Below are 22,168 nucleotides of genomic sequence, written 5' to 3' on the forward strand. Positions count from 1 at the left end.
GTCGGCTCCCAGGTTCGAGCCGTGGGGCCCGCCCGGCCAGCGGAATTCGCCCGGACGGGGAGTGCGCCGGGCCCGCGTACCCATGTGCGCCCCCGGCGCGCATCACAGGTGATCGACCGGCTATGCTGCCCGGGACGGCCTTCCGGGGCCGTCTGCTGCTGCCGCGACCGGCTCACCGGACGCGCACGGCGAACCGGGGCGGTAGCTCAGCCGGTTAGAGCAGGGGACTCATAATCCCTTGGTCGTGGGTTCGAGTCCCACCCGCCCCACCGTCGCACTGTGTCGGCCCGCCGCGAATTCGCCGCGCTGACCTGCGGAAACGGTCGACTGTCCTGGAGGAACTCTAGGGCAGGGCCGCCTCGTTCCGATCGCGGACATGCCGAGGTTCACCCATCCGGGAACCCGCCGGCGCCGTCGTATTGACGAACCGTCCGGCGCCGCGCGGAGCGCCGACCCCGGGGGCCGTCGCCAAGCCCCGCCCGCCCGCCGGCCCCGGTGCCCACGACCCGTCGCCCGATGCGGCCGACCACCACCGCCCGGGCCCTGACCGCTACCGCCCGGGCTGTCGGCAGCCGCCGGCCCCCGCGTCACCCGAAGGTGCGGCCGCCCCGACCGCCGGTACTCCGCCCGTACCGCTCGCCCGCCCCGGTGGCTCCTGTGCCGCGCATAGTTGAGACATGGACTCCAGCTTCGCCGAGGCGGTCGGACAGCCGCCGGCCGCACCCGCGCCGCTCCGCTCCGAACCGGCCCGGCGGGCGGTGCTGCTCGGGGGCGCGGGGGTGCTCCTGGGCGCGGCCGGCTGCGCCGGGGGAGGAAGCGCCGGCCCCACCGCGGCGGCGCCGACCGGCTCGTCGTCCACCGCCGCTCCGTCCACCGCCTCACCGGCCGCCGGTTCCCCGTCCGCGGCGGCCACCGGCGGCGCCCCCGCCGGGCTCCCGGCGGTCACACCCTGGGTGCCCGGCCCCGGCGAGGTGGACCCCGACGTGAAGCTGCGGGCCGTGCAACTCGTCGAGGCGCTGGGCAACTGGCCGGCCGGCGGGCAGGGCGTCGCCGCCGCCGGCGCCCGGGCCGCCGCGCTCGGACTGAACCCGGGCCTCGCCGCCCAGGCCGGCCCGCTGCTCCCGGCGGCCGACCGGGCCGTCCTGCAGGTGGTGTACGCCCAGTACGGCGGACTGCTGGCCGACAGCGCCAGCGTCATGGTGGTGTGCCGCCAGTGGACGGCCGGGGCCGACGGCACGGTCGCCGAGGGCGGCACCACCGTCGACGTCCGGCTCGGCCGGGCGCAGCCGCGCTGGACGGTGACCGAACTGCACCCCGCCGACCCCGGCGCGCCCTCGGCCACCCTCTCCGCCGCCGCCCGGGCCGTGCTGACCGACACCCGGATCCTGCTGCCGCCCGCCGCGCTGGCCGACGTCACCAGCGGCGCCGTCCACGACAGCGTGCTGCGGGCGATGCTCACACTGGCGCAGGCATACACCTTCCAGGTCACGGTGCTGCGCTCAGGCCACCCGCTGGACGTCTTCGGCACGGACCGGCCCAGCGACCACCCGCAGGGGCGCGGGGTGGACGTCTGGCAGATCGACGGCCACACCGTCGCCGACCCGGCGACCGACCACGCCCTGGTCGACGGCTTCATGCGGGCGGCCGCCGCGGCGGGCTCGTACAACGTCGGCGGGCCGCGGCAGCTGAGCGGCGGCGTGACGGCCGACCAGTTCTTCTCCGACGACACCCACCACGACCACGTCCACGCCGGTTTCACCGACTGACGACGGCCGTCGCCGGCCTGTGAGAGAGTGCGGCCCGAGAAGGTGGATCACCCGACCGCGCGGAGACGGGGGCAGTTCGTGGAGACGTCGGTGGAGCTGGAGGCGGCGCGTACCGCCTTGGTGCTGGTCGATCTGATGGACCGGATCGTCGCGCTGCCGCTGCGGCCGAGGAGCGGCGACGAGGTGCTGGCGACCTCGCTCGCCCTCGCCGGGCGGTTCCGGACGGCCGGGGCGACGGTGGCCGCGATCCGGGTGGAGCGCCCGGGCGTCGCCGAGCAGCCGCCGGGCAGCGGGCTGGCGGCGGGTGTCGCCGAGGCGGCCGACCTGGTGGTGGTCAAGCGGACCGTCGGCGGGTTCCACAGCACCGACCTGGACCCGCGGCTGCGGGAGCGCGGGGTGGACACCCTGGTGTTCGCGGGCATCGCGACCAACATGGGGGTGGAGTCGACCGCGCGGGCGGCCGCCGACCACGGTTACGAGCTGGTGTTCGCCGAGGACGCGATGACCGGACTGACCGGTGAGGAACACCGGGCGGCGGTCACGCTGAGCCTGCCCCGGTTCGGCACGGTGCTGCCGGCGGCCGGCATCCGGCTCGGCTGAACGCCGGGCCGCACGCCCGCCCGGCACCCGCGCCGGCCGGCACCCGCGCCGGCCGGTCCACGCGCCGGCCGGTCCACGCGTCCGTGCGTCCGGTCCGCCCGGCCGCCCCCGCGTCCGCCCGGCCCGGCCGTCGCCGGGTGGTCCGCCGTGGGCGCCGTACCGCCGCCGCCCGGTCCGTAAGCTGGGGCGATGCTCGCACCCGCCGCCCTGCCTACCCCGCTGCACCGACTGACCGACCCGGTGCTGGAGCGGGCCGGCCTGGAGCTGCGGCTCAAGCGGGACGACCTGCTGCACCCGGCCGTGCCCGGGAACAAGTGGCGCAAGCTGACACCCAACCTGGCCCTGGCGGCGGAGCGGGGGCATACCCGGCTGCTCACCTTCGGCGGGGCCTACTCGACCCATCTGCGGGCGACCGCCGCCGCCGCGTCGGCGCTCGGCCTGTCCAGCGTCGGGCTGGTCCGGGGCGAGGAACTGGCCGGCGCGCCGCGGAACTGGTCGCTGCGCGCGGCCGAGGCGTCCGGGATGGAGCTCGGGTTCCTCACCCGCGGCGAGTACCGGCGGACGGTGGCCGGCCTGGCGGACCGGGCCGTCACGGCGGAGCTGGCCGCCCGTTGGGGGCGCTGCCTGATCCTGCCCGAGGGCGGCTCCAACGCGCCGGCGGTGCTCGGCGCGGCGGCGATCCCCGCCGAGATCCCGGATCTCGGCCCGCGCGACCTGCTCTGCTGCCCGGTCGGCACCGGCGCCACCCTGGCGGGCGTCGCGGCCGGGCTCCCGCCGGGCGCGCGGGCCCTCGGGGTGGCGGTGCTGCGCGGTGGCGAGGGGTACCTGGAGGGCGAGCTGGCCCGGCTCCACCGGGAGGCGTACGGGCGGGAGTTCGCGAACTGGCGGATCGACCACGGGTACCACGGCGGTGGCTACGGGAAGGTCCCGGCGGAGCTGGAGGCGTTCGCGGCCGGGTTCGAGGACCGGCACGGGATCGCGCTGGAGCGCCGCTACGTCGCCAAGACGCTGCTGGCCGTCCACGACCTGGCCGGGGCCGGCGCGCTGGCGCCGGGCACCCGGGTGACGGTCGTGGTCACGGGCCTGCCGGATCCGGTGGCGTAGCTCCGGGCCGGACCGCGAGGCCGTCCATGAACACCTCGAAGAGGTGCTCGCTGCGGCCTGCCGCGGACGGTGCCTGGTCGGTGATCCAGCCCAGCGCGTTGACCATGGCGAACAGGTCGGTGCCGTCGACGTCGGGGCGGATCCGGCCGGCGGCCTGGGCCCGTTCGAGCACCCGCCCGGCGGCCTCGCGCATGGCCAGGCAGGAGGCGTGCAGCGGTGAGTCCGGGTCGTTCAGGGTGGCCATCAGCGAGGCGGCCAGGCCGCGGTAGCCGCCGGTGCTGACGGCGAAGCCGCGCAGCCACTCGGCCAGTGCCCGTTCGGGTGCCGGGCTGTCGCCGAGCGCGTCCGCCCGGGCGGCGAGGCGGTCGAAGCGCTCCCGCAGCAGTGTCTCCAGCAGCGCGTCGCGGGTGGGGAAGTGCCGGTAGAGGGTGCCGAGGCCGATGTCCGCGCGGCGGGCGATGTCGCGCAGTGAGGCCTGGGTGCCCTGCTCCGCGACCACGGCGGTGGCCGCTTCGAGGATCCGCTCGCGGTTGCGCACGGCGTCGGCCCGCTGCCCGCGGGCGGCCGGTCCGGGCTCCGTAGCTGGTCCGGGCTCCGTGGGCGGTCCGGCGGCTGCGGTCATTGGGGTTCTCCCGTGCTGGTGGGCCTCGGCCCTTGACAAGCGGAACACTGCTCCGAATATGATCCGGAGCACTGCTCCGTATCCTACGGGGTGGCTGTGACCAAGGGGGAGAAATGGCCGGAGCAACGATGATGGCTGTCCGGGTGCATGCCTTCGGCGGCCCGGAGGAACTGCGGTACGAGAAGGTGCCCGTCCCCCGGCCGGGGCCGGGCGAGGTGCTCGTCCGGGTCCACGCGGCGGGCGTCAACCCGCCGGACTGGTACGGGCGGACGGGCTTCGCGAACATCCCCGAGGCGATCCGGGTGGCGCTGTCGCTGCCCTTCACCCCGGGGTCCGACATCTCCGGCGAGATCGTGGCGCTCGGCCCGGACGTCACCGGCTGGTCGGTGGGCGAGGCCGTCCTCGGTCTGGTCCGGTTCCCTTCGCGGGGCGGCCGCGGCGAGGGGTACGCGCAGTACGCGACCGCGCCGGTGACCGACCTGGCGCGCAAGCCGGCCGGGCTCGACCACGTCCGGGCGGCGGGGGTGCCGATGGCCGGGCTCACCGCGTACCAGTTCCTGTACGACCACCTCGGCCTCGGGCCGGGGGACGGCAAGGGGCGGACGGTGCTGGTCAACGGCGCGGCGGGCGGGGTCGGCCACTTCACCGTCCAGTTGGCCAAGGTCCTCGGCGCGGAGGTGGTCGGGGTCGCCTCGACCCGGCACCGGGAGTTCCTGGCCGGCCTCGGCGCCGACCGGTTCGTCGACTACACCGCCACGCCCGTCGAGGACGTGGTGCGGGACGTCGACCACCTCGTCGACACCGTCGGCGGCCCGGACGCCCATCGCCTCCTGCCGGTGGTCCGCCGGGGCGGCACGATCAGCCCGGTCTTCCTGGGCGAGTACCACCGGGAGCGCGCGCAGCGGCTCGGCATCGACTTCCGGTCCGGCCAGGTGCACTCGGACGGGGCCCAACTGGCCGAGCTGGTGGGGCTGATCGACCAGGGGCTGGTCCAGGTGGGGGTGGACAGCGTCTTCCCGCTGGCCCGGGCGGCCGAGGCCCACCAGCGGGCCGAGCGCGGCCACCTCCAGGGCAAGATCGTCCTGCGGGTGGCCGAGGACTGGTGAGCCACCGGCCGCGGCCGGCCCGTCACGGGGGTGCGGGCCGGCCGCGACCGGGTCTGCGGAAGGCCGGGTCTGCGGAAGGCCGGGTCTGCGGAAGGCGGCGTCGGCGCGGGGCCGGGTCAGCCGAAGGTGAGGTTGGCGCAGGGGTCGGTGTCGGCCGTCCGCGCGTTGTCGGCGATACCGGTCGGGATGGTCGACGGGATGGTGCTCGACGCGCTCGGGCCGCCGGTGGCGCCGCCGGTCGGGCTCACAGCGCCCGGCTCGTAGTTCCGGCCGAGGGTGATCACCACGCTGTCGGCGCCGCTCTCGGCGACCAGCCGGGCGCCCGGGAAGAGCGCGGCCAGCTGCTCGGCGGCGGCCTGCTGGGCCGCCGGGTAGGCGATCTCGGTGGTGAGCCGGCCACCGCCGCCGGCGTCGAGGGTGACGTCCTGGTAGCCCTTGGCCCGGAGGGTGTCGGCGGCGCGGCCCGCCAGTCCGGCCGTCTTCGTCCCGTTGACGACCACGATCGGCACGGTGACGGCGGTCGTGGCGGTCGTGGCGGTCGTGGCGGTCGTGGCGGCCGGGGCGGTCGTCGCGGGAGCCGCCGGGGCGCTCGGGGCACCGGCGGCAGCGGGCGACGCGGCCGCAGCGGTGGCCGCCGCGCTGCTGTCGGCCGGGGCTCCGGGGACGGTCGGGGCGGCGGTGGGCGAGGTGGCCGGGTCGCCCTGGCCGGTCGGCCGGCCGTCGAGCGTGCGGTCCTGGCGCAGCAGGGCCCAGAGGGTGTCCACGTCGGGGTGGACCAGGGCGACCCGGTCGCCGGCGAAGCGCCAGGGGGTGGTGACGAAGGTGATGTCGGCGAGCTTGATGTTCTGCAGCGACTGGGTGAAGTCGACCAGCTTCATCGCGGTGCCCAGGCCCTCGTCCACGGTCAGCGACCGGGTGGCGGCGTCGGCGAGCGGCAGCAGGGTCGGCAGTGAGAAGCCCTGGCCCTGGACCTTCTTGATCATCGAGGAGAGGAAGGCCTGCTGACGCTTCATCCGGCCGATGTCCGAGTTGTCGCCGAACCCGTAGCGGGCCCGGAGGAAGTCGACGGCCGGCTGCCCGGATATCTTCTGCGGGCCCTTCTTCAGGTGGATGTCGTGGGAGTTCACATCGTTGGGGACGCATATGTCGACCCCGTTGATGGCCTCGGTCATCGCGGCCACGCCCCGGAAGTCCACCACGATGGTGTGGTCGATCCGAAGGCCCGTCAGCGCCTCCACGGTGTTCTGGGTGCAGGCCGGGTTGCCGTCGGGGAACTGACCGACGGTGAAGGCCTCGTTGAACATCTGGTTGGTGCGCGGGGTCGTCCACCGGCCGTTCGACAGCTTGCAGGACGGGATGGTGACCAGGGTGTCGCGGGGTATCGAGACCCCGACGGCGTGCTTGTGGTCCGCGTAGACGTGCAGCAGGATCGCGGTGTCGGAGTGGCCCACGCCGACGTCGCCGCCGCCGAGTTCGTCGTTGCCGCCCTCGCGGGTGTCGGACCCGAGGACCAGCACGTTCACCGGCAGCCTGGCCCCCGGCGACACGGGCACCGGGGCCGGCGGGCGGCTGGTGGCGACGCCGCCCGGGTCGAAGGTGCTGATGTTGGTGTCGAGCCGGTGGTAGAACCAGGCGCCCGCGCCGGCGACGGAGAGCACCAGGACGGCGGTGAGCCCGATGGCCGTACGGGCGAGCCGCCGGCGCCGGGGCGTGCCGCTGCGCCGGCCGTCGGTACGGCCGTTCGTGGGATCGGTCATCGCCCCTGTGCTCTCTCTGTGGCCGCCGGCCGGGGCCGGTGGTCTGGTCTCATGGGTAAGACGCTTCGGGAGAACGTTCGGTTACACCCGCAGGCGATCCGATCGGGCGGTGTGACACGTCTCACGCCCGGCGGTCGGTTTCGCCCCGGTTCGCCCCGGGGGCGGTGGGCCGGGCGTGCCCGTACCGTGCCGGGGCGGCCCGACGGGCGGCCCGACGGGCGGTCAGGCGGTCGGGGCGGCGGGGGTGGTGGGCGCGGTCGCCGCGGCGTCGGCCGGCGCGTGCGGGCCGACGCCGTCGAGCATCCGGCGCAGCAGGTCGCGGAGCGTCGCCCGCTCGTCGGCGCCCAGGGCGGCCAGTGGCTCGCGGGCGAAGTTCAGCGACTCGCGCAGCTCCTCGGACGCGTCGGAGCCGGCCTCGGTGGCGGCGACCAGCTTGACCCGGCGGTCGTGCTGGTCGGCCTCCCGGGTGACGAAGCCGCGGGACTCCAGCCGGTCGACGATGCCGGTGATGTTGGACGGTTCGCAGCTGAGCGTCTGGGCGATGTGCCGCATCGGCATCGGGCCGCGGCGGAGCAGGGCGAGCACCTTGGCCTGGGCGCCGGTGAGCGAGCGGGCGGCGGCGGCCTCCTCGTACTCGCGGTGGAAGAGCGCGACCAGGTTCGCCATGAGGTCGACGACCTCGCGGGTGATCGCATCGGTCGGCTGCGGGGCGATGACCTCGGTCGGCTGGGTGTCCATGCCGACCAGTCTACCTGAACATTTGACAACATGAACCTTTCATGTCCACGATTGCTTTACCGGCTCAACCTTTCAGGTGGGTCGACAAACCGGGGGAGGGACCCTCAACGCCGCCCCCGGGCGGACCCACCGCAATCGCAAGGAGAGATCGATGGCAGAGCAGGCAGCGCCCACCGTCGCCCGTGAGTGGCACCTCGCCGCCCGCCCCCAGGGCTGGCCGACCCCGGCGGACTTCGCGCTGGTCGAGGCGCCGGTCCGGCAGCCCGGGCCGGGCCAGATCCTGGTCCGCAACGAGTACCTCTCGGTCGACCCCTACATGCGGGGCCGGATGAACGACGTCAAGTCCTACGTACCGCCGTTCGGGCTCGGCGAGGTGATGGACGGCGGCGCGGTCGGCCGGGTGGTCGCCTCGCAGGCCGAGGGCTTCGCCGTCGGCGACGCCGTGCTGCACGGGCTCGGCTGGCGCGAGTACGCCACCCTGGACGCCGGGCACGCCGTCAAGGTGGACGCCGAGGCGGCGCCGCTCTCCTACTACCTGGGCGTGCTCGGCATGCCCGGCCTGACCGCCTATGCCGGCCTGCTCGCGGTGGCGGAACTCAAGGAGGGCGACCGGGTCTTCGTCTCCGGCGCGGCCGGTGCGGTCGGCTCGCTGGTCGGCCAGATCGCCAGGCTGAAGGGCGCCTCCCGGGTGGTCGGCTCGGCCGGCTCGGCGGAGAAGGTCGCCACGCTGGTCGACGACTACGGCTTCGACGCCGCCTTCAACTACAAGGACGGCCCGGTCCGCGAGCAGCTGGAGAAGGCCGCGCCCGAGGGCATCGACGTCTACTTCGACAACGTCGGCGGCGAGCACCTGGAGGCGGCGATCTGGGCGCTGAACGTGCACGGCCGGGCCGTGCTCTGCGGTGCGATCGCCCAGTACAACGACACCTCCGCCCCGACCGGCCCGCGCAACCTGGCGCTCGCCATCGGCAAGCGGCTGCGCCTGGAGGGCCTGCTGGTGCGCGACCACGCCGCACTGCAGCCCCGGTTCACCGCCGAGGTGGCGGGCTGGCTGCGCGACGGCAGCCTCCACTACGACGAGACGGTGGTGGACGGCGTGGAGCACGCCGCCGACGCCTTCATCGGCCTGCTGCGCGGCGGCAACACCGGCAAGATGGTGGTCCGGCTCGCCCCCTGACCCGGCCCGTCCCCCCGGTTCCGGCGCTCGTCCTGAGCCGGTCTGGTGCCGCGTCAACTGCCCCGCCGACCCCTCCGGGTCGGCGGGGCAGTTTGCGTACGGGCGCTGGCCGAGGCGGCGCACTACCGCATCCCGGCCGGATCCGAAAGAGCGTCACCCGAGGTGGGGGGCAGCGCGGTACGGTGGTCCCGCCCTCTCATGGGGCCGTTCGGGGGAGAGATCCGATCGAGGGGTGGACCTCGTTGAGGATCCGACTAACATTGAGTGAAAGCCTGTCCGTTTTGCTCAATTTAGTGGCTTAATGTCGCCTAACTTGGGTAACTGTGGATCACCTGCAGGCACGAGGCAGCTGGGGAAGGCGACCCTCGTCCACAGCCTGGAGGTCCCGGTGACGACACGTGGAGTCCTGTACATCCACTCAGCGCCCCGCGCGCTGTGCCCGCACGTCGAGTGGGCGGTGGCGGGCGTGCTCGGTGTGCGGGTGAGCCTCGACTGGATCCGCCAGCCGGCCGCACCCGGCCACTGGCGTGCCGAGTTCTCCTGGCAGGGGGAGCCCGGCACCGCGTCGAAGCTCGCCTCCGCCCTGCGCGGCTGGCAGCTGATGCGGTACGAAGTGACCAGCGAGCCCTGCGCGACCGCCGAGGGCGAGCGCTACAGCAGTACGCCCGGCCTCGGCATCTTCCACGCCGTGACCGGCATCCACGGCGACATCCTGATCCCGGAGGACAGACTGCGCGCCGTCCTGCTGCGGGCCCGCAACGAGGGCAGCGACCTGGAGGCGGAGATCTCCCAGCTGCTCGGCAAGCCCTGGGACGACGAACTGGAGCCGTTCCGCTACGCGGGCGAGGGCGCGCCGGTGCGCTGGTTGCACCAGGTGGTCTGAGTCCGGCCCGTCCGGGTCGGGGCGCCGCGGGCCGGGCGGAGTCGAGCCGGTCCGGGCACCTGGGCGCCCGGCCGCGGAGCCGCCCCGCCACCGGACACGCCAGTGGAGCTGGACACGCCCCGCCACCCGACACGCCAGTGGGGCCGGTGCCCACCCGGGCACCGGCCCCACTCGCATGTCGGCGGCGTCAGGGACGCCCCGTGGTTCAGACGCTGCGGAAGGCCAGCACCACGTTGTGGCCGCCGAAGCCGAACGAGTTGTTCAGCGCCGCGATCGGGCCCTCGGGGAGCTTGCGCGGCTCGCCGGTCACCACGTCCGCGTCGACCTCGTCGTCCTTGTCGTCCAGGTTGATGGTCGGCGGGGCCAGCCGGTGGTACAGCGCCAGCACGGTCGCGACGGTCTCGATGCCGCCGGCGCCGCCCAGCAGGTGGCCGGTCATCGACTTGGTGGCCGAGACGGCGATGTGGTCCAGGTGCTCGCCGAGCTCCTTGCGCAGGGCCTTCAGCTCCGCGACGTCACCCTGCGGGGTCGAGGTGGCGTGCGCGTTGACGTGCACGATCTCGGCCTTGTCCAGCTGGTTGCGGTCGAACAGGTCGGCCAGCGCGCGGGCCACACCGGCGCCGGTCGGCTCCGGCTGCGCGATGTGGTGGGCGTCCGAGGACAGGCCCTGGCCGATCGCCTCGGCGTAGACCCGGGCACCGCGCGCGGCGGCGTGCTCGGCGGACTCCAGCACGACCACGCCCGCGCCCTCGCCCAGCACGAAGCCGTCCCGGCCCTTGTCGTACGGGCGCGAGGCGCGCTGCGGCTCGTCGTTGTTCTTGGACATGGCCATCATGTTGGCGAAGGCCACGATCGGCAGCGGGTGGATCGCCGCCTCGGTGCCGCCGGCCACCACCACGTCGGCGCGGCCGCTGCGGATCATCTCGATCGCGTAGCCGATCGCCTCGGCGCCGGAGGCACAGGCGGAGACAGGGGTGTGCACGCCCGCGCGAGCGCCGACCTCCAGGCCGACGTTGGCCGCCGGGGAGTTGGGCATCAGCATCGGGACGGTGTGCGGGGAGACCTTGCGGACGCCCTTCTCCTTCAGCACGTCGTACTGGTCGAGAAGGGTGGTCACGCCGCCGATGCCGGAGGCGATCACGGCGCCCAGGCGCTCCGGGGCGAGCTTGGAGGAGTCATCGGTGGCGGGGGTCTCGTAGCCGGCGTCGGCCCAGGCCTCGCGGGCCGCGATCAGTGCGAACTGCGCCGAGCGGTCCAGCTTGCGGGCCAGCGGACGGGGCAGGATCTCGCCCGGCTCGACGGCGGTGCGGGCGGCGATCCGTACGGGGAGGTCGGCCGCCCACTCCTCGGTCAGGACGCCGACGCCGGAACGGCCGGCGAGCAGGCCCTCCCAGGTGGAGGCGGCGTCGCGGCCCAGCGGCGTGAAGGCGCCGATACCCGTGACGACCACGGTGCGGTTTTCAGCGGTCACTGGTTTTTCTCTCTCACGTGTGGCGGGGGTTCGGCGGCGCCGGGGGTGGAGCCCGGCCGGGGCGCTACGCGGAGGCGCAGGGCCCCGGCCGGTCTTTCAGGCGGTCGCACCGGGCGATCCGGTCGGGTCGACCGGGCCGGAGGTGGTGACCAGTGCTCAGGCGTTGGCGAGGATGTAGTCCACGGCGTCGCCGACGGTCTTCAGGTTCTTGACCTCGTCGTCCGGGATCTTGACGTCGAACCGCTCCTCGGCGGCCACGACGACCTCGACCATGGACAGCGAGTCGACGTCCAGGTCGTCCGTGAAGGACTTGTCCAGCTCGACGTCCTCGGCCGGGATACCGGCGATCTCGTTGACGATCTCAGCGAGACCTTCCAGGACCTCGTCCTTGGTGGTAGCCATGGTGGCTGCTCCTCTTCGGTGTAGATGCGACGGCCCGGCGGGCGGCCGCAGGTTCATTGGGTACAGCGGGTACAGCGGGTTCAGCGGTGTGCCTAGGGGAGCGTAACGACTGCCGCCGCGTAGACCAGACCCGCCCCGAACCCGATGATCAGGGCAAGGTCGCCGCTCCGGGCTTCACCGCTCTCCAGCATGCGTTCCATCGCCAGCGGGATGGAGGCCGCCGAGGTGTTGCCGGTCTCGGCGATGTCGCGGGCCACCGGTACCGACGCGGGGAGCTTGAGCGCCTTGATCATGGCATCGGTGATCCGCATGTTGGCCTGGTGCGGGATGAACGCACCGAGCTGGTCGGCGGTGATCCCGGCGGCGTCCAGCGCCTGCTGGGCCACCTTGGCCATCTCCCAGACCGCCCAGCGGAAGACCGGCTGGCCGTCCATCCGCAGGGCCGGCCACTTCTGCTCCTCGCCGACGCCGTTGACGGCGTCCTGCTTGGCGAAGGCGGTGTCCCAGGCCTGGGTCTGCGAGATGACGTCCCGCTGGGAGCCGTCCGAGCCCCAGATGACCTTGCCGATCCCCGGCGTGTCGGACGGGCCGACGATGACCGCGCCCGCGCCGTCACCGAAGATGAAGGCGGTCGAGCGGTCCGAGGTGTCGGTCAGGTCGCTGAGCCGCTCGACACCGATCACCAGCACGTACTCGGCGCTGCCGCCGCGGATCATGCCGTCCGCCAGGCCCAGGCCGTAGCCGAAGCCGGCGCAGGCCGCGGAGATGTCGAAGGCCGGGGCCGTCCCGCAGCCGAGCCGCTGGGCGATCTCGGTGGCGATGGCCGGGGTCTGCTTGAGGTGCGAGACGGTCGCGACGATCACGCCGCCGATCTGCTCCGCCGAGATCCCGGACTGCGCGATCGCCTTGCCGGCGGCCTGCACCGACATCTCGGCGACGCTCTCCTCCGGGCCGGCCCAGCGGCGCTCGGCGATCCCGCTGCGGCTGCGGATCCACTCGTCGGAGGAGTCGATCCAGTTCAGCACCTCGGAGTTCGGGATCACCCGGACCGGGCGGTATCCGCCGACACCGAGGATGCGCGAGAACGCCGCGCCGGTGGCGGGCCGGATCTGTGGGGTGGTCATGCGTTCTGCTCCTGACCGCCGGACGCGTGGGCACCGTGCTCGGCCACCAGCGCACGAGCCTTGTCGAGATCGGCAGGGGTCTTCAGGGCCAGCGTCGCGACACCCTTGACGTTGCGCTTGACCAGGTTGGTGAGGGTGCCGGCCGGCGAGAGCTCGATCACGGCGGTGGCGCCCAGCTGCTGGAGGGTCTCCATGCAGAGGTCCCAGCGGACCGGGTTCGAGACCTGCGACACCAGCCGGTCCAGCACCTCGGCGCCGGACTGCACGACCTCGCCGTCCCGGTTGGAGACGTACGCCACGGCCGGGTCGGAGACCTTCAGGGTCGGCGCCAACTCGGCGAGGCGCCGCACGCCCGGGGCCATGTGCTCGGTGTGGAAGGCCCCCGCCACCTTCAGCGGGATCAGCCGGGTGCCGGCCGGCGGGTCGGCCTTGAGGGCCTCCAGCTGGGCCAGCGTGCCGGCCGCGACGATCTGCCCGCCGCCGTTGTTGTTGGCCGCGGTCAGGCCGTGCTCGGCGAGCTTGGCGGCGACCGCCTCCGGGTCCCCGCCGAGCAGGGCGGCCATGCCGGTCGCGGTGGCCGCGGCGGCCTCGGCCATCCCCAGGCTCCGCTCACGGACAAAGGTCAGCGCGTCGTGTGCGCTGAGCACACCGGCGCCGGCGGCGGCGGTGATCTCACCGACGCTGTGGCCGGCCACCGCGCCGACGACCTCACGGGCGAGGTCCTCGTCCGGGAAGAGCGCGCGGGCGGTCACCAGGCCGGCGGCGACCAGCAGCGGCTGGGCCACCGCGGTGTCCTTGATCTCCTCCTCGGAGGCCTCGGTTCCGAAGCGCACCAGGTCGAGCCCGGCGACGTCGGACCAGCCGCGCAGGCGGTCGGCGACGCCGTCCACCTCCAGCCAGGGGCTGAGGAATCCGGGAGTCTGGGCACCCTGTCCAGGGGCGACGATTACGAGCACGGTTCAAGCCTCTCTTGCCAGGAGCCCGGGGGCGGGTAGGCGACGGTAACGAAGAAAAGCACGCGGGATTGTGGAGTCCCTACAGCGCTGTCAGTTCTGCTCCCCGACCGTGCCGAGCCGGCCCAGTGCGAGTGCGATGCGCAGCGTGAAGGCCGACCGTACGTCGGAGGGAGCATAGCCCGTGACGTCAGTCACACGTCGGAGCCGGTAGCGCACCGTGTTGGGGTGGACGAAGAGCATCCGGGCGGCGCCCTCCAGCGAGGACGCCTGCTCCAGGTACACACTCAGCGTTTCCAGCAGCGCCGATCCCGCCTCGTCCAGCGGTGTGTAGATCTCCTCCACCAGCTGGCGGCGGGCGGCCTTGTCCCCGGCGAGCGCGCGCTCCGGCAGCAGGTCGTCCGCCAGGACCGGGCGCGGGGCGTCCGGCCAGGCCGCGCAGGCCCGCAGACCGGCCGCCGCCGCGTGCGCCGACCTGGTCGCCGACAGCAGGTCGCCGACGGTCGGGCCGACCACCACCGGGCCGGGCGCGAACTGGCCGATCAGCGCCCGGGCCGCGTGGACCGGCTCCTTGTCGCCGCCGACCACCACCACCAGGCGCTTGCCCAGCACACCCGTCAGGACGTGCAGCTTGGCGTACCTGGCGGCCCGTCGGATCGCCTCCACCACCAGCTCGCTGTCCCCGTCCGGCGCGCTGCCCATCACCACCCGGACCTGGCTCGGCTGGCCCCAGCCGAGCGCGGCCGCCCGGGACAGCACACCCTCGTCCGCGTCACCGGAGAGCAGCGAGTTGACGACCAGCGCCTCCAGCCGGGCGTCCCAGGCCCCGCGCGCCTCCGCCGCCTGGGCGTAGACCTGCGCGGTGGCGAAGGCGATCTCCCGGGCGTACACGAGCACCGACTCGCGCATGTCGGCCTCGTCGCCGGGGGCGGCCACCTCCTCGATGGCCTCCTCCATCACCTCGATGGTGGTGCGGATCAGCTCGACGGTCTGACGCAGCGTGATGGCCCTGGTCAGCTCGCGCGGCGCGGTGCCGAAGACGTCGGTGGAGATCGCCTGCGGCGCGTCCGGGTGCCGGTACCACTCGGTGAAGGCGGCGATGCCCGCCTGCGCGACCAGGCCGATCCAGGACCGGTGCTCCGGCGGCATCCGCCGGTACCAGCCGAGCTGGTCGTCCATCCGGGCGATCGCGGCCGAGGCCAGCTTGCCCGAGGACTTCTCCAGCCGTTTCAGGGTCGCGGTCCGCCGCTCGGCGCGGTCGGCCGCCAGTTTGCGCTCCTGCGCGGTCAACCGAGGTCCGGCCCGACCCGCACGCGGCGCGGCGGCGGCCCGGCCGCCCTTCGCGGCCGCGCCGGACCGGGCCGCTGCGGATCTGGTTGCTCCGGTCCCGGCGGCGCCCGGCGCGGCGGGCTGCGCCGCGTCGTCGGCGTCGTCGGGCGTGTCGGACTGGTCGTTCTTGGCGTTCGCGGAGGCGGCTGGCACAGGACAAGACTGCCTCACCCGGGTGGCCGCTCGTGCACAGCCCCTCCGATCCGGCCCGGTGGGAGCGATCTCACCGGCTACCGTGGGGCCCGTGACCGACGCAGCCATCCGCCCCCGAACCGACCTGCGCCGCACCGCCGAGCGGTACCTCTCGACCCCGGCGACCGGCATCGAGACCAGGCACGCGTTCTCCTTCTCCGGGCACTACGACCCGAGGAACACCCACTTCGGCGCCCTGCTGGCCTGCAACGAGGAACGGCTCGCGCCCGGCGCCGGCTTCGACGAGCACCGCCACCGCGACACCGAGATCGTCACCGTGGTGCTGGAGGGCGCGCTCGCCCACCGCGACAGCGACGGCCACAGCGGAGTGGTGCGCCCCGGCATGGTGCAGCACCTCGGCGCCGGCTCCGGCGTCACCCACACCGAGCGCAACGTGGGCGGCGCCGAGGTGCCCGTCCGCTTCGTCCAGATGTGGCTCCAGCCGGACGTCTTCGACGCGCCGCCCGTGTACGGGCTGCGCAGGGTGGAACCGGACGTCGGCGGGTTGACGCTGCTGGCCTCCGGCCTCGCCCGCGACGCCGGCTCGCCGGCCCTGCGGTTGCGCCGTTCGGACGCCGCGCTCTGGCTGGTCACGGCCGGCCCCTGGCTGCCGCTGCCCGAGCTGCCCGCCGCGGAGTACCGCTACGCGCACCTGACGGCGGGCTCGCTGGGCTTCCGTACCGTCCGGGGCCCGCAGGGCGGCGGGCGTTCGATGGAGCCCGGCGACAGTGCCCGGATCAGCGGCGACGCCTTCGCCGACCCGACGGCCGGCGAGCACGGCGCCGAGCTGCTGCTCTGGGAGATGCACTCGCCCCTCTCGTACGGCTGACCGCCGGGCCGGCGTCCGTCGCCCGGAGCCCGTCGCCCGGAGCCCGTCGCCCGTCGGGGCCCGGGCGGGCTCAGCCGTCCAGCTCGTCCAGCACGGCGTCGGTGAAGGCCGGCCAGGCCTCGGCCGCCCACGGGCCGAAGTCGCGGTCGGTGAGGGCGACGCACGCCACCCCCGCGGTCGGGTCGACCCACAGGAAGGTCCCGGACTGCCCGAAATGACCGAACGTCGCCGGCGAGCTGGTGCTGCCCGTCCAGTGCGGGGCCTTCTCGCCGCGGATCTCGAAGCCCAGGCCCCAGTCGTTGGGCTTGCGGTGCCCGAAGCCCGGCAGTACGCCGCTCAGCCCGGGGAAGGCGACGAAACGGGTGGCGGTCTCGACGGTCGAGCGGTCCAGCAGGCGCGGCGCCTGCAGCTCGGTGGTGAACCGGACCAGGTCGGCCACCGTGGAGACGCCGCCGGCGCCGGCCGGCGAACGGTGCCCGGTGTCCAGGTACGAGGCCGCCATGCCGAGCGGCTGGAACACCGCCTCCGCCACGTACTGCGCGAACGGGATGCCGGACGCCTTCGCCAGGGTATCGGCGAGCACGTCGAAGCCGGCGTTGGAGTACAGCCGCCGGGTGCCCGGCGCCGCCATGGTCCGCTGCTCGTCGAAGGCCAGGCCGGAGGTGTGGGCCAGCAGATGACGCACCGTGGACCCGTCCGGGCCCGCCGGGTCGTCCAGCTCGAAGACGCCCTCCTCGACCGCGACCAGCACCGCGTACGCGCTGAGCAGCTTGGTCACCGACGCCAGCGGGAACGGGTGCTCCTGCGGCCCGTTCTCGCCCAGCAGCGCGCCGTCCGCGCCGCGCACCACGGCCGTCGCCGCGTTGGTAACCGGCCAGTCCTCGATCATCCGCAAGCTCTGCATGGGCCCGACTCTAGCCAGTTCCCCCGGGAGCCCGCGTGCGAGGCTTGCTTGGAGTGCGCTCCAACTCACTAGCGTCGTAGTTACCGCACACCAGGGGGTCCAGCCCATGACCACACTCACTCCGGCCGCCGACGCACCGCCCGCCCGCGCGGCGGCGGCCTGCCTGCAGACCCAGGCCGCCGGCCCCGCCGCCGACCCGGCCGGCAGCCGGCCGCGCAGCTGCGCCGAGGCGTACGCCGCACCGGACAGCACCCCGGACCGGACCCCACGGCACACCATCAGCGAGGTGGCGGCGGCCACCGGCCTCACCGCCCACACCCTGCGCTGGTACGAGCGGATCGGCCTGCTGGACCCGGTCGACCGCACCTATGCCGGCCAGCGCCGCTACAACGACGGCGACCTCGCCCGGCTGGGCTTCCTCAGCAGGCTGCGGCTCACCGGCATGTCGGTCGCCGACATGCTCCGGTACGTCGAACTGGCCCGACTCGGCGAAGACACCTTCGCCGAGCGGCGCGACCTGCTGGTCACCCACCGGGAGGAGGTGCGGCAGCGGCTCGCCGACCTGCACGCGACGCTGGCCGTCCTCGACCACAAGATCGATCTCTACTCCGGCACCCAGGACCCCGCGGTGCTGCGCGAGCCCCCGGCCGGGCCGGACCCGGCGGGAGCACGGCGCCCGGCGTCCCGGACCCGGCACCCCGTTCCAGCACAGGCCCCCGTTCCAGCACAGGCCCCCGACCCGGAGCCGGCCCCCGTCAGGGCGCAGGCCTCCCGCACCCGGGCCCCGAGCAAGCAGAGGAAACAGAGCGCATGACCATCCCCACCACCAAGCTCGGCAGTACCGGCCCCGTCGTCGGCGTCCAAGGCCTCGGCTGCATGGGCATGAGCGAGTTCTACGGTCCGACCGACACCCCCGAGGCGCTCGCCACCCTGGACGCCGCCCTCGACCTCGGCGTCACCCTGTTCGACACCGCCGACATCTACGGCGCCGGGCACAACGAGGAGCTGATCGGCCCGTTCGTCCGCGCCAACCGCGATCGCGTGGTGCTGGCCACCAAGTTCGCCATCGAGCGGCGCGAGGACGACCCGGCCTGGCGCGGTGTGCGCAACGACCCGGCCTACATCCGGCTCGCCGTCGACGCCTCGCTGCGCCGGCTCGGCGTGGACGTCATCGACCTCTACTACATGCACCGCCGCGACCCGGCCGTCCCGTTCGCCGAGTCGGTCGGCGCGATGGCCGAGCTGGTGCAGGCCGGCAAGGTGCGCCACCTCGGTCTCTCCGAGGTCACCGGCGCCGAGCTGCGGGAGGCGCACGCCGTGCACCCGATCGCCGCCCTGCAGTCCGAGTGGTCGATCTTCTCCCGGGACGTCGAGCGCACGGCCGTCCCCGCCGCCGCCGAGCTCGGGGTCGCCTTCGTGCCGTACTCGCCGCTCGGCCGGGGCTTCCTGACCGGCGCGTTCACCGCCGCCGAGGAGCTCTCGCAGGGGGACTACCGGCGCCGGCACCCGCAGTTCAGCGGCCCGAACGCCGAGGGCAACGCCCTGCTGGTGGAGCCGATCCTGAAGATCGCCGCCGCCCGCGAGGTCGGCGCCGCGCAGGTCGCCCTGGCCTGGGTGCACCAGCGTGTCGAGGTGCACGGCCTGCCGGTGGTGCCGATCCCGGGCACCCGCCGACGGAGCCGGCTGGCGGAGAACACCGCCGCCGCCACCCTGCGGCTGACCGCCGAGGAGCTCGCCGAGCTGGAGCCGATCGCGGCCCGGGTCGCCGGCAGCCGGTACGCCGACATGTCGTTCACCTCGGCCGGGCGCGAGTAGCCCGTCCGGGCCGGGTGGAACGGCCGCCTGCCGTTCCACCCGGGCCCGGCCCGTCGCTCGCCGGCGCCGCGCTCAGGCCTCCCGGCCGAGCCAGCCGGCCAGCCGGGCGTAGGGCGCCGCGTCCGCCGGGACGGGCCGGACCTCGCCGAACGGGACGAAGCCGCGGATGTCGGCGGGCAGCACGGCCTCGGCGATCCCCAGCGCGGCCAGGGCCAGGCCGTCGTCCAGCGGGAGGGTGCTGTCGAGCGCCCGGGCGATGTCCCAGGAGTGCGTGACCGCCTCCATCACGTAGCCGCCCAGGGCGCCCCGGCCCGGCACCTCGCCCCAGGGGGCCACACTCGGCCGGTCCAGCTTGGCGTCCTCGGCCCAGGCGGCCGTCACCCGGGCGCGGGCCCGCCCGAAGGCGGCGGGCCACTCGTCGTCCTCGATGTCGCCGCAGGCGGCCGCCACGTCCTGGGCCCGGCCGCCCTCCCCGATGTAGGCGATCCGGTGCACGCCGCCGACGGTGTGGCTCAGCAGCTCCCGGAGGTCGAACTCGGTGCACGGGGTGGCGTTGCCGAGGGCCTCGGGGGTCACCTCGGCGAGCAGCTTCTCCAACTGGCCGAGCGCGAGCCGGTACAGCGGGCGGGGGTCCTGGGACAGGTCCATCTGATCTCCATGCGATGAGCGGGTCTCTGCTTCGGGACCCACCCTCCCGGGAAAACCTGACACCCGCCGTCAGGTTTTCCTGGCATTCTCGACGCCATGAAAGCCGACCGGCTGTTGTCGATCCTGCTGCTGCTCCAGACCCGCGGACGGGTGACCGCCGGCGAGCTGGCCGACCGGCTGGAGGTGTCCGTCCGGACCGTCTACCGGGACGTCGAGGCGCTCTCCGCGGCCGGCGTGCCGGTCTACACCGAGCGCGGGCGGCACGGCGGCGTCACCCTGCTGCCCGGCTACCGCACCGATGTGACCGGCCTGACCGGCGACGAGGCCCGGGCGCTGTTCGTGCTGGCCGCCGAGGGCGCGCACCGAGCGCTCGGGCTGGACGGCGCGCTCGGCTCCGCCCTGCGCAAGGTGATGGCCGCGCTGCCCGCCCCGCACCGCCCGGCCGCCGAGCGGACCAGCGAACGCGTCCTGGTCGACCCCGCGCGCTGGATGCGGACCGGCCCGGACACCGCCACCGACCTGGGCGAGCTCCAGCGGGCCGTGTTCGCCGACCGCAGGCTGCGGCTGCTCTACCGGCACAGCGGCGCCGCCGGGCCGGCCGAGTACACCGTCGATCCGTACGGCCTGGTGAGCAAGGCCGGCGTCTGGTACCTGGTGGCCGATCTGGCCGGCGAGCCGCGGCTCTTCCGGGCCGACCGCGCGCTGGCGGCCGAGACCTTGGAGGAGCCGGTGCGCCACCGGCCGGGAATCACCCTGGGCGAGGCCTGGGCCGGGTTGCGGGAGCGGGTGGAGCGGCTGCCGGTCGAGGTGACGGTACGGCTGAGGGTCCGCCGGGAGCGGTTGGACATGTTCGTCCGGATCCACGGCGCCCTGCTGGCGGCGCCGCCGCCAGCCCCGGCGGGCGAGTGGACCGAGCTGGTGATGGGATTCCGGGCGGTGCCGGCCGTCCGTGCGCTGCTGGCCTTCGGCGCGGACGTCGAGGTGCACTCCCCGCCCGAGGCCCGCCGGGAGCTGGCCCTGGCGGCCGCCGAGGCGGTGCGGCTCTACGGGCGGGACGCGGCGGCGCCCGGTCCGGCGGGGACGGACGCGGCCCTCGGGGCGCAGCGGGAGGACGCCGGTCGGTGACCGGTGACCGGTGACCGGTGGCGTGGGCGGGGTCGGAGCCCCGGCCGCTCAGCTCTCCGTTGCCAGGGTGTGGCTGACCGCCCGGTAGTGGCCGAGCGCGATCGAGGCGAAGTTCTGCAGGCTGTGGGTGCCCGTCGTCAGGTACCCGTTGTGGCCGGCCGCCCCGGCCGAGGAGATCTCCTCGGCGCCGAAGCCGGCGCCGGTCGGGTCGGCGCCGTGGCCGAGCCCGCCGAACTCCAGGTACGGCACGTTGCCGATCCAGTCGGTGGGATTGCGGGTCGCCCAGACCTGGACACCGCCGCCCAGCTCGGCCGCGCTCTCCACGCCCATGCCCGGGCTGCCGAACACCACCACGTCGGTGATCCCGGCCGGTTCGCCGTCCGCGCCGGTGGCGGGCGGGATGTCCGGTGCGGCGATCCCGCAGACCACCGAGCCGTACGAGTGGCAGAACAGGGCCGGCGGGGCGGCCGGGGAGGTGGTCTCCTTGAGGCCGCCGAGCAGTCGCTCCAGGCGGGGGGCCGCGACGTCGGCGAGCCGCGAGGTGACGGCGTCCGGGCCGAGGCCGGAGGGGGTGACATAGCCCGTCCAGGCCACCACCGCGCTCACCGTGTCGGGAGCTTGGCGCTGCTCCTCGGCGAGCAGCGCGCGGGCCATCCCGGCGGGGGAGCGCAGCGGCTCGGAAGCCTGGTCGTGGTGGCCGAGGTCGGCGTCCGAGCCGGGGACCAGGACGGAGATCCGCCGGGCGTGGGCGAGGTCGCCGAACACCTCGCTGACCAGGCCGCGGCCGCGCGGGTCGAAGGCCAGGATCTGCCGGCCGGCCTGCAGCAGGTGGTCGCAGTCGTTGGCGCGCGAGAGGGCCAGCGCGCGGTCGGCGGAGTCCAGCGAGTGGTCGGCGGCCCGGGCCCGGGCGCGTTCGCGCTCGGCGGCGACGGCCAGCCGGTTGGCGCGGTAGCGGACGTCCAGCGGGGCGCCGTCGAAGTTGCCGACCACCAGCGGGTATTCGGTGAGCAGCCGGTCCAGCTCGGCGGGCTTCAGCGAGGCGAAGAAGGTGGCGACGGTGCCGGCCGAGGTGGTGGCCGGGTCGGGGAGGGCGCGCCCGAGGGAGTGGTCCTGCACCCAGGCGGCGCTGCCGGCCGGGGGTGTCGCGATGGCGACCTGTTCGGTGGAGGCGGCGGCCTGGGCGGCGGCCGCTCCGGCGTCCACGAGGACCGCGCAGCCCGCGAAGGCACCGATCAGTACACGCTTCCAACGCCTTCGGCGCATGGCGTCAACTCCCTCGGGGACCCGTGACCGTCACTGCGGGCGGGGCCCGGAGGTGGTACGACTGCCTACTGCTCCGGCAAGCGTAGGTGGTCGGGAGGAGCGATGGGCGAGCCCCAAACTGTGGGATGGGTCACATGCCGACCCGACCTCCCCGTATCGCCGGGCTGAACCCGGAGTTTCGGCGGGGCGCCGCGCCGGTTGTCCGGTGATCCACCCGCGCGCGTCGCCGTCCGGGCGCCCGGCGGTCGCGGCATCCGCCCGGCGCGGCCGCCGGGTGCGCCGGCGCAGGTCAGCGCCCCGATCGGGGATTTCGGCAGGCCCTCGGCGGGGGTGGGCCTCGGCGCCGGTGTCCAGGTGGCC

The 22,168-nt window shown here is 74.6% G+C and carries 20 protein-coding genes, 1 tRNA gene and 1 pseudogene; 11 read left to right on the forward strand and 11 right to left on the reverse strand.

Features of this window, described 5'->3' with window-relative positions:
* Positions 1-195 precede the first annotated feature (195 nt).
* From OG689_RS28125 to OG689_RS28140, 4 genes are all read left to right on the forward strand, one after another.
* Positions 196-269: transfer RNA gene (locus tag OG689_RS28125), tRNA-Ile, on the forward strand.
* A gap of 408 nt (positions 270-677) precedes the next feature.
* Positions 678-1,766 (forward strand): hypothetical protein, encoded by a 1,089-nt coding sequence (locus OG689_RS28130; protein WP_266323649.1) that lies wholly within the window; start codon positions 678-680, stop codon positions 1,764-1,766.
* Between the two features lie 78 nt (positions 1,767-1,844).
* Positions 1,845-2,366, forward strand: a complete 522-nt coding sequence (locus tag OG689_RS28135) for an isochorismatase family protein (RefSeq protein WP_266323651.1) — start codon at positions 1,845-1,847, stop codon at positions 2,364-2,366.
* Positions 2,367-2,555: 189 nt separating this feature from the next.
* Entirely contained in the window at positions 2,556-3,470 is a 915-nt protein-coding gene (locus OG689_RS28140) for a pyridoxal-phosphate dependent enzyme (protein ID WP_266323652.1), read from the forward strand.
* Here the strand turns inward: OG689_RS28140 and OG689_RS28145 are convergent.
* Positions 3,442-4,092 carry a TetR/AcrR family transcriptional regulator gene (locus OG689_RS28145; protein WP_266323653.1) on the reverse strand — a complete coding sequence of 217 codons (651 nt, stop codon included), beginning with the start codon at positions 4,090-4,092 and terminating at the stop codon, positions 3,442-3,444. The genes OG689_RS28140 and OG689_RS28145 overlap by 29 nt on opposite strands.
* A gap of 113 nt (positions 4,093-4,205) precedes the next feature.
* Here OG689_RS28145 and OG689_RS28150 point away from each other — a divergent pair, with 113 nt between their 5' ends.
* Positions 4,206-5,198: an NADP-dependent oxidoreductase gene (locus OG689_RS28150; protein WP_266323654.1), complete on the forward strand. Its 993-nt coding sequence runs from the start codon at positions 4,206-4,208 to the stop codon at positions 5,196-5,198.
* A gap of 116 nt (positions 5,199-5,314) precedes the next feature.
* Here the strand turns inward: OG689_RS28150 and OG689_RS28155 are convergent, their stop codons facing one another.
* Positions 5,315-6,955, reverse strand: a complete 1,641-nt coding sequence (locus OG689_RS28155; protein WP_266323655.1) for an LCP family protein — start codon at positions 6,953-6,955, stop codon at positions 5,315-5,317.
* Between the two features lie 222 nt (positions 6,956-7,177).
* Positions 7,178-7,693: a MarR family transcriptional regulator gene (locus OG689_RS28160; protein ID WP_266323656.1), complete on the reverse strand. Its 516-nt coding sequence runs from the start codon at positions 7,691-7,693 to the stop codon at positions 7,178-7,180.
* Positions 7,694-7,844: 151 nt separating this feature from the next.
* On the opposite strand from OG689_RS28160, the gene OG689_RS28165 reads away from it, so the two are divergent.
* Both OG689_RS28165 and OG689_RS28170 read left to right on the forward strand, forming a co-directional pair.
* Entirely contained in the window at positions 7,845-8,870 is a 1,026-nt protein-coding gene (locus tag OG689_RS28165; RefSeq protein WP_266323657.1) for an NADP-dependent oxidoreductase, read from the forward strand.
* 388 nt (positions 8,871-9,258) lie between these two features.
* Positions 9,259-9,753: a DUF3145 domain-containing protein gene (locus tag OG689_RS28170; RefSeq protein ID WP_266323658.1), complete on the forward strand. Its 495-nt coding sequence runs from the start codon at positions 9,259-9,261 to the stop codon at positions 9,751-9,753.
* 205 nt (positions 9,754-9,958) lie between these two features.
* On the opposite strand, the gene fabF is transcribed toward OG689_RS28170, so the two are convergent.
* The 5 genes from fabF to OG689_RS28195 all read right to left on the reverse strand — a co-directional run bounded on the left by fabF (position 9,959) and on the right by OG689_RS28195 (position 14,972).
* The gene (fabF, locus tag OG689_RS28175) at positions 9,959-11,224 is read right to left on the reverse strand and encodes a beta-ketoacyl-ACP synthase II (protein WP_266323659.1); all 1,266 of its coding nucleotides are present in this window, start codon (positions 11,222-11,224) and stop codon (positions 9,959-9,961) included.
* 156 nt (positions 11,225-11,380) lie between these two features.
* Complete coding sequence (locus tag OG689_RS28180) at positions 11,381-11,626, reverse strand: acyl carrier protein (protein ID WP_073927573.1); 246 nt, start codon at positions 11,624-11,626, stop codon at positions 11,381-11,383.
* 92 nt (positions 11,627-11,718) lie between these two features.
* Positions 11,719-12,750, reverse strand: a complete 1,032-nt coding sequence (locus OG689_RS28185) for a beta-ketoacyl-ACP synthase III (RefSeq protein WP_266323660.1) — start codon at positions 12,748-12,750, stop codon at positions 11,719-11,721.
* Complete coding sequence (locus OG689_RS28190) at positions 12,747-13,706, reverse strand: ACP S-malonyltransferase (RefSeq protein ID WP_266323661.1); 960 nt, start codon at positions 13,704-13,706, stop codon at positions 12,747-12,749. Before OG689_RS28190 ends, OG689_RS28185 begins: the two co-directional genes overlap by 4 nt.
* Before the next feature lie 90 nt (positions 13,707-13,796).
* Complete coding sequence (locus OG689_RS28195) at positions 13,797-14,972, reverse strand: helix-turn-helix domain-containing protein (RefSeq protein WP_323189389.1); 1,176 nt, start codon at positions 14,970-14,972, stop codon at positions 13,797-13,799.
* 304 nt (positions 14,973-15,276) lie between these two features.
* Between OG689_RS28195 and OG689_RS28200 the strand changes: the two genes are divergently transcribed.
* Positions 15,277-16,053 (forward strand): pirin family protein, encoded by a 777-nt coding sequence (locus tag OG689_RS28200; RefSeq protein ID WP_266323662.1) that lies wholly within the window; start codon positions 15,277-15,279, stop codon positions 16,051-16,053.
* Positions 16,054-16,123: 70 nt separating this feature from the next.
* On the opposite strand, the gene OG689_RS28205 is transcribed toward OG689_RS28200, so the two are convergent.
* Positions 16,124-16,957, reverse strand: a complete 834-nt coding sequence (locus OG689_RS28205; RefSeq protein ID WP_266323663.1) for a serine hydrolase domain-containing protein — start codon at positions 16,955-16,957, stop codon at positions 16,124-16,126.
* A 106-nt stretch (positions 16,958-17,063) separates the two neighbouring features.
* Between OG689_RS28205 and OG689_RS28210 the strand changes: the two are divergent.
* Together OG689_RS28210 and OG689_RS28215 are read left to right on the forward strand one after the other, a co-directional pair.
* Positions 17,064-17,570: pseudogene (locus OG689_RS28210) on the forward strand (MerR family transcriptional regulator); the annotation flags it as partial.
* Between the two features lie 197 nt (positions 17,571-17,767).
* Positions 17,768-18,772 carry an aldo/keto reductase gene (locus OG689_RS28215; protein WP_266323664.1) on the forward strand — a complete coding sequence of 335 codons (1,005 nt, stop codon included), beginning with the start codon at positions 17,768-17,770 and terminating at the stop codon, positions 18,770-18,772.
* Positions 18,773-18,844: 72 nt separating this feature from the next.
* Here OG689_RS28215 and OG689_RS28220 read toward each other — a convergent pair whose 3' ends face one another.
* On the reverse strand, positions 18,845-19,420 hold the full coding sequence (locus tag OG689_RS28220) for a TIGR03086 family metal-binding protein (protein ID WP_266323665.1): 576 nt from the start codon (positions 19,418-19,420) through the stop codon (positions 18,845-18,847).
* A 96-nt stretch (positions 19,421-19,516) separates the two neighbouring features.
* Between OG689_RS28220 and OG689_RS28225 the strand changes: the two genes are divergently transcribed.
* A complete protein-coding gene (locus OG689_RS28225; protein WP_266323666.1) occupies positions 19,517-20,545 on the forward strand; it encodes a WYL domain-containing protein in 1,029 nt (342 codons plus the stop codon).
* Between the two features lie 48 nt (positions 20,546-20,593).
* Here OG689_RS28225 and OG689_RS28230 read toward each other — a convergent pair whose 3' ends face one another.
* Positions 20,594-21,808, reverse strand: a complete 1,215-nt coding sequence (locus OG689_RS28230; protein WP_266323667.1) for an alpha/beta hydrolase — start codon at positions 21,806-21,808, stop codon at positions 20,594-20,596.
* Between the last annotated feature and the right edge of the window lie 360 nt (positions 21,809-22,168).

The sequence above is a fragment of the Kitasatospora sp. NBC_00240 genome, assembly GCF_026342405.1.
Taxonomy (GTDB): Bacteria; Actinomycetota; Actinomycetes; order Streptomycetales; family Streptomycetaceae; genus Kitasatospora.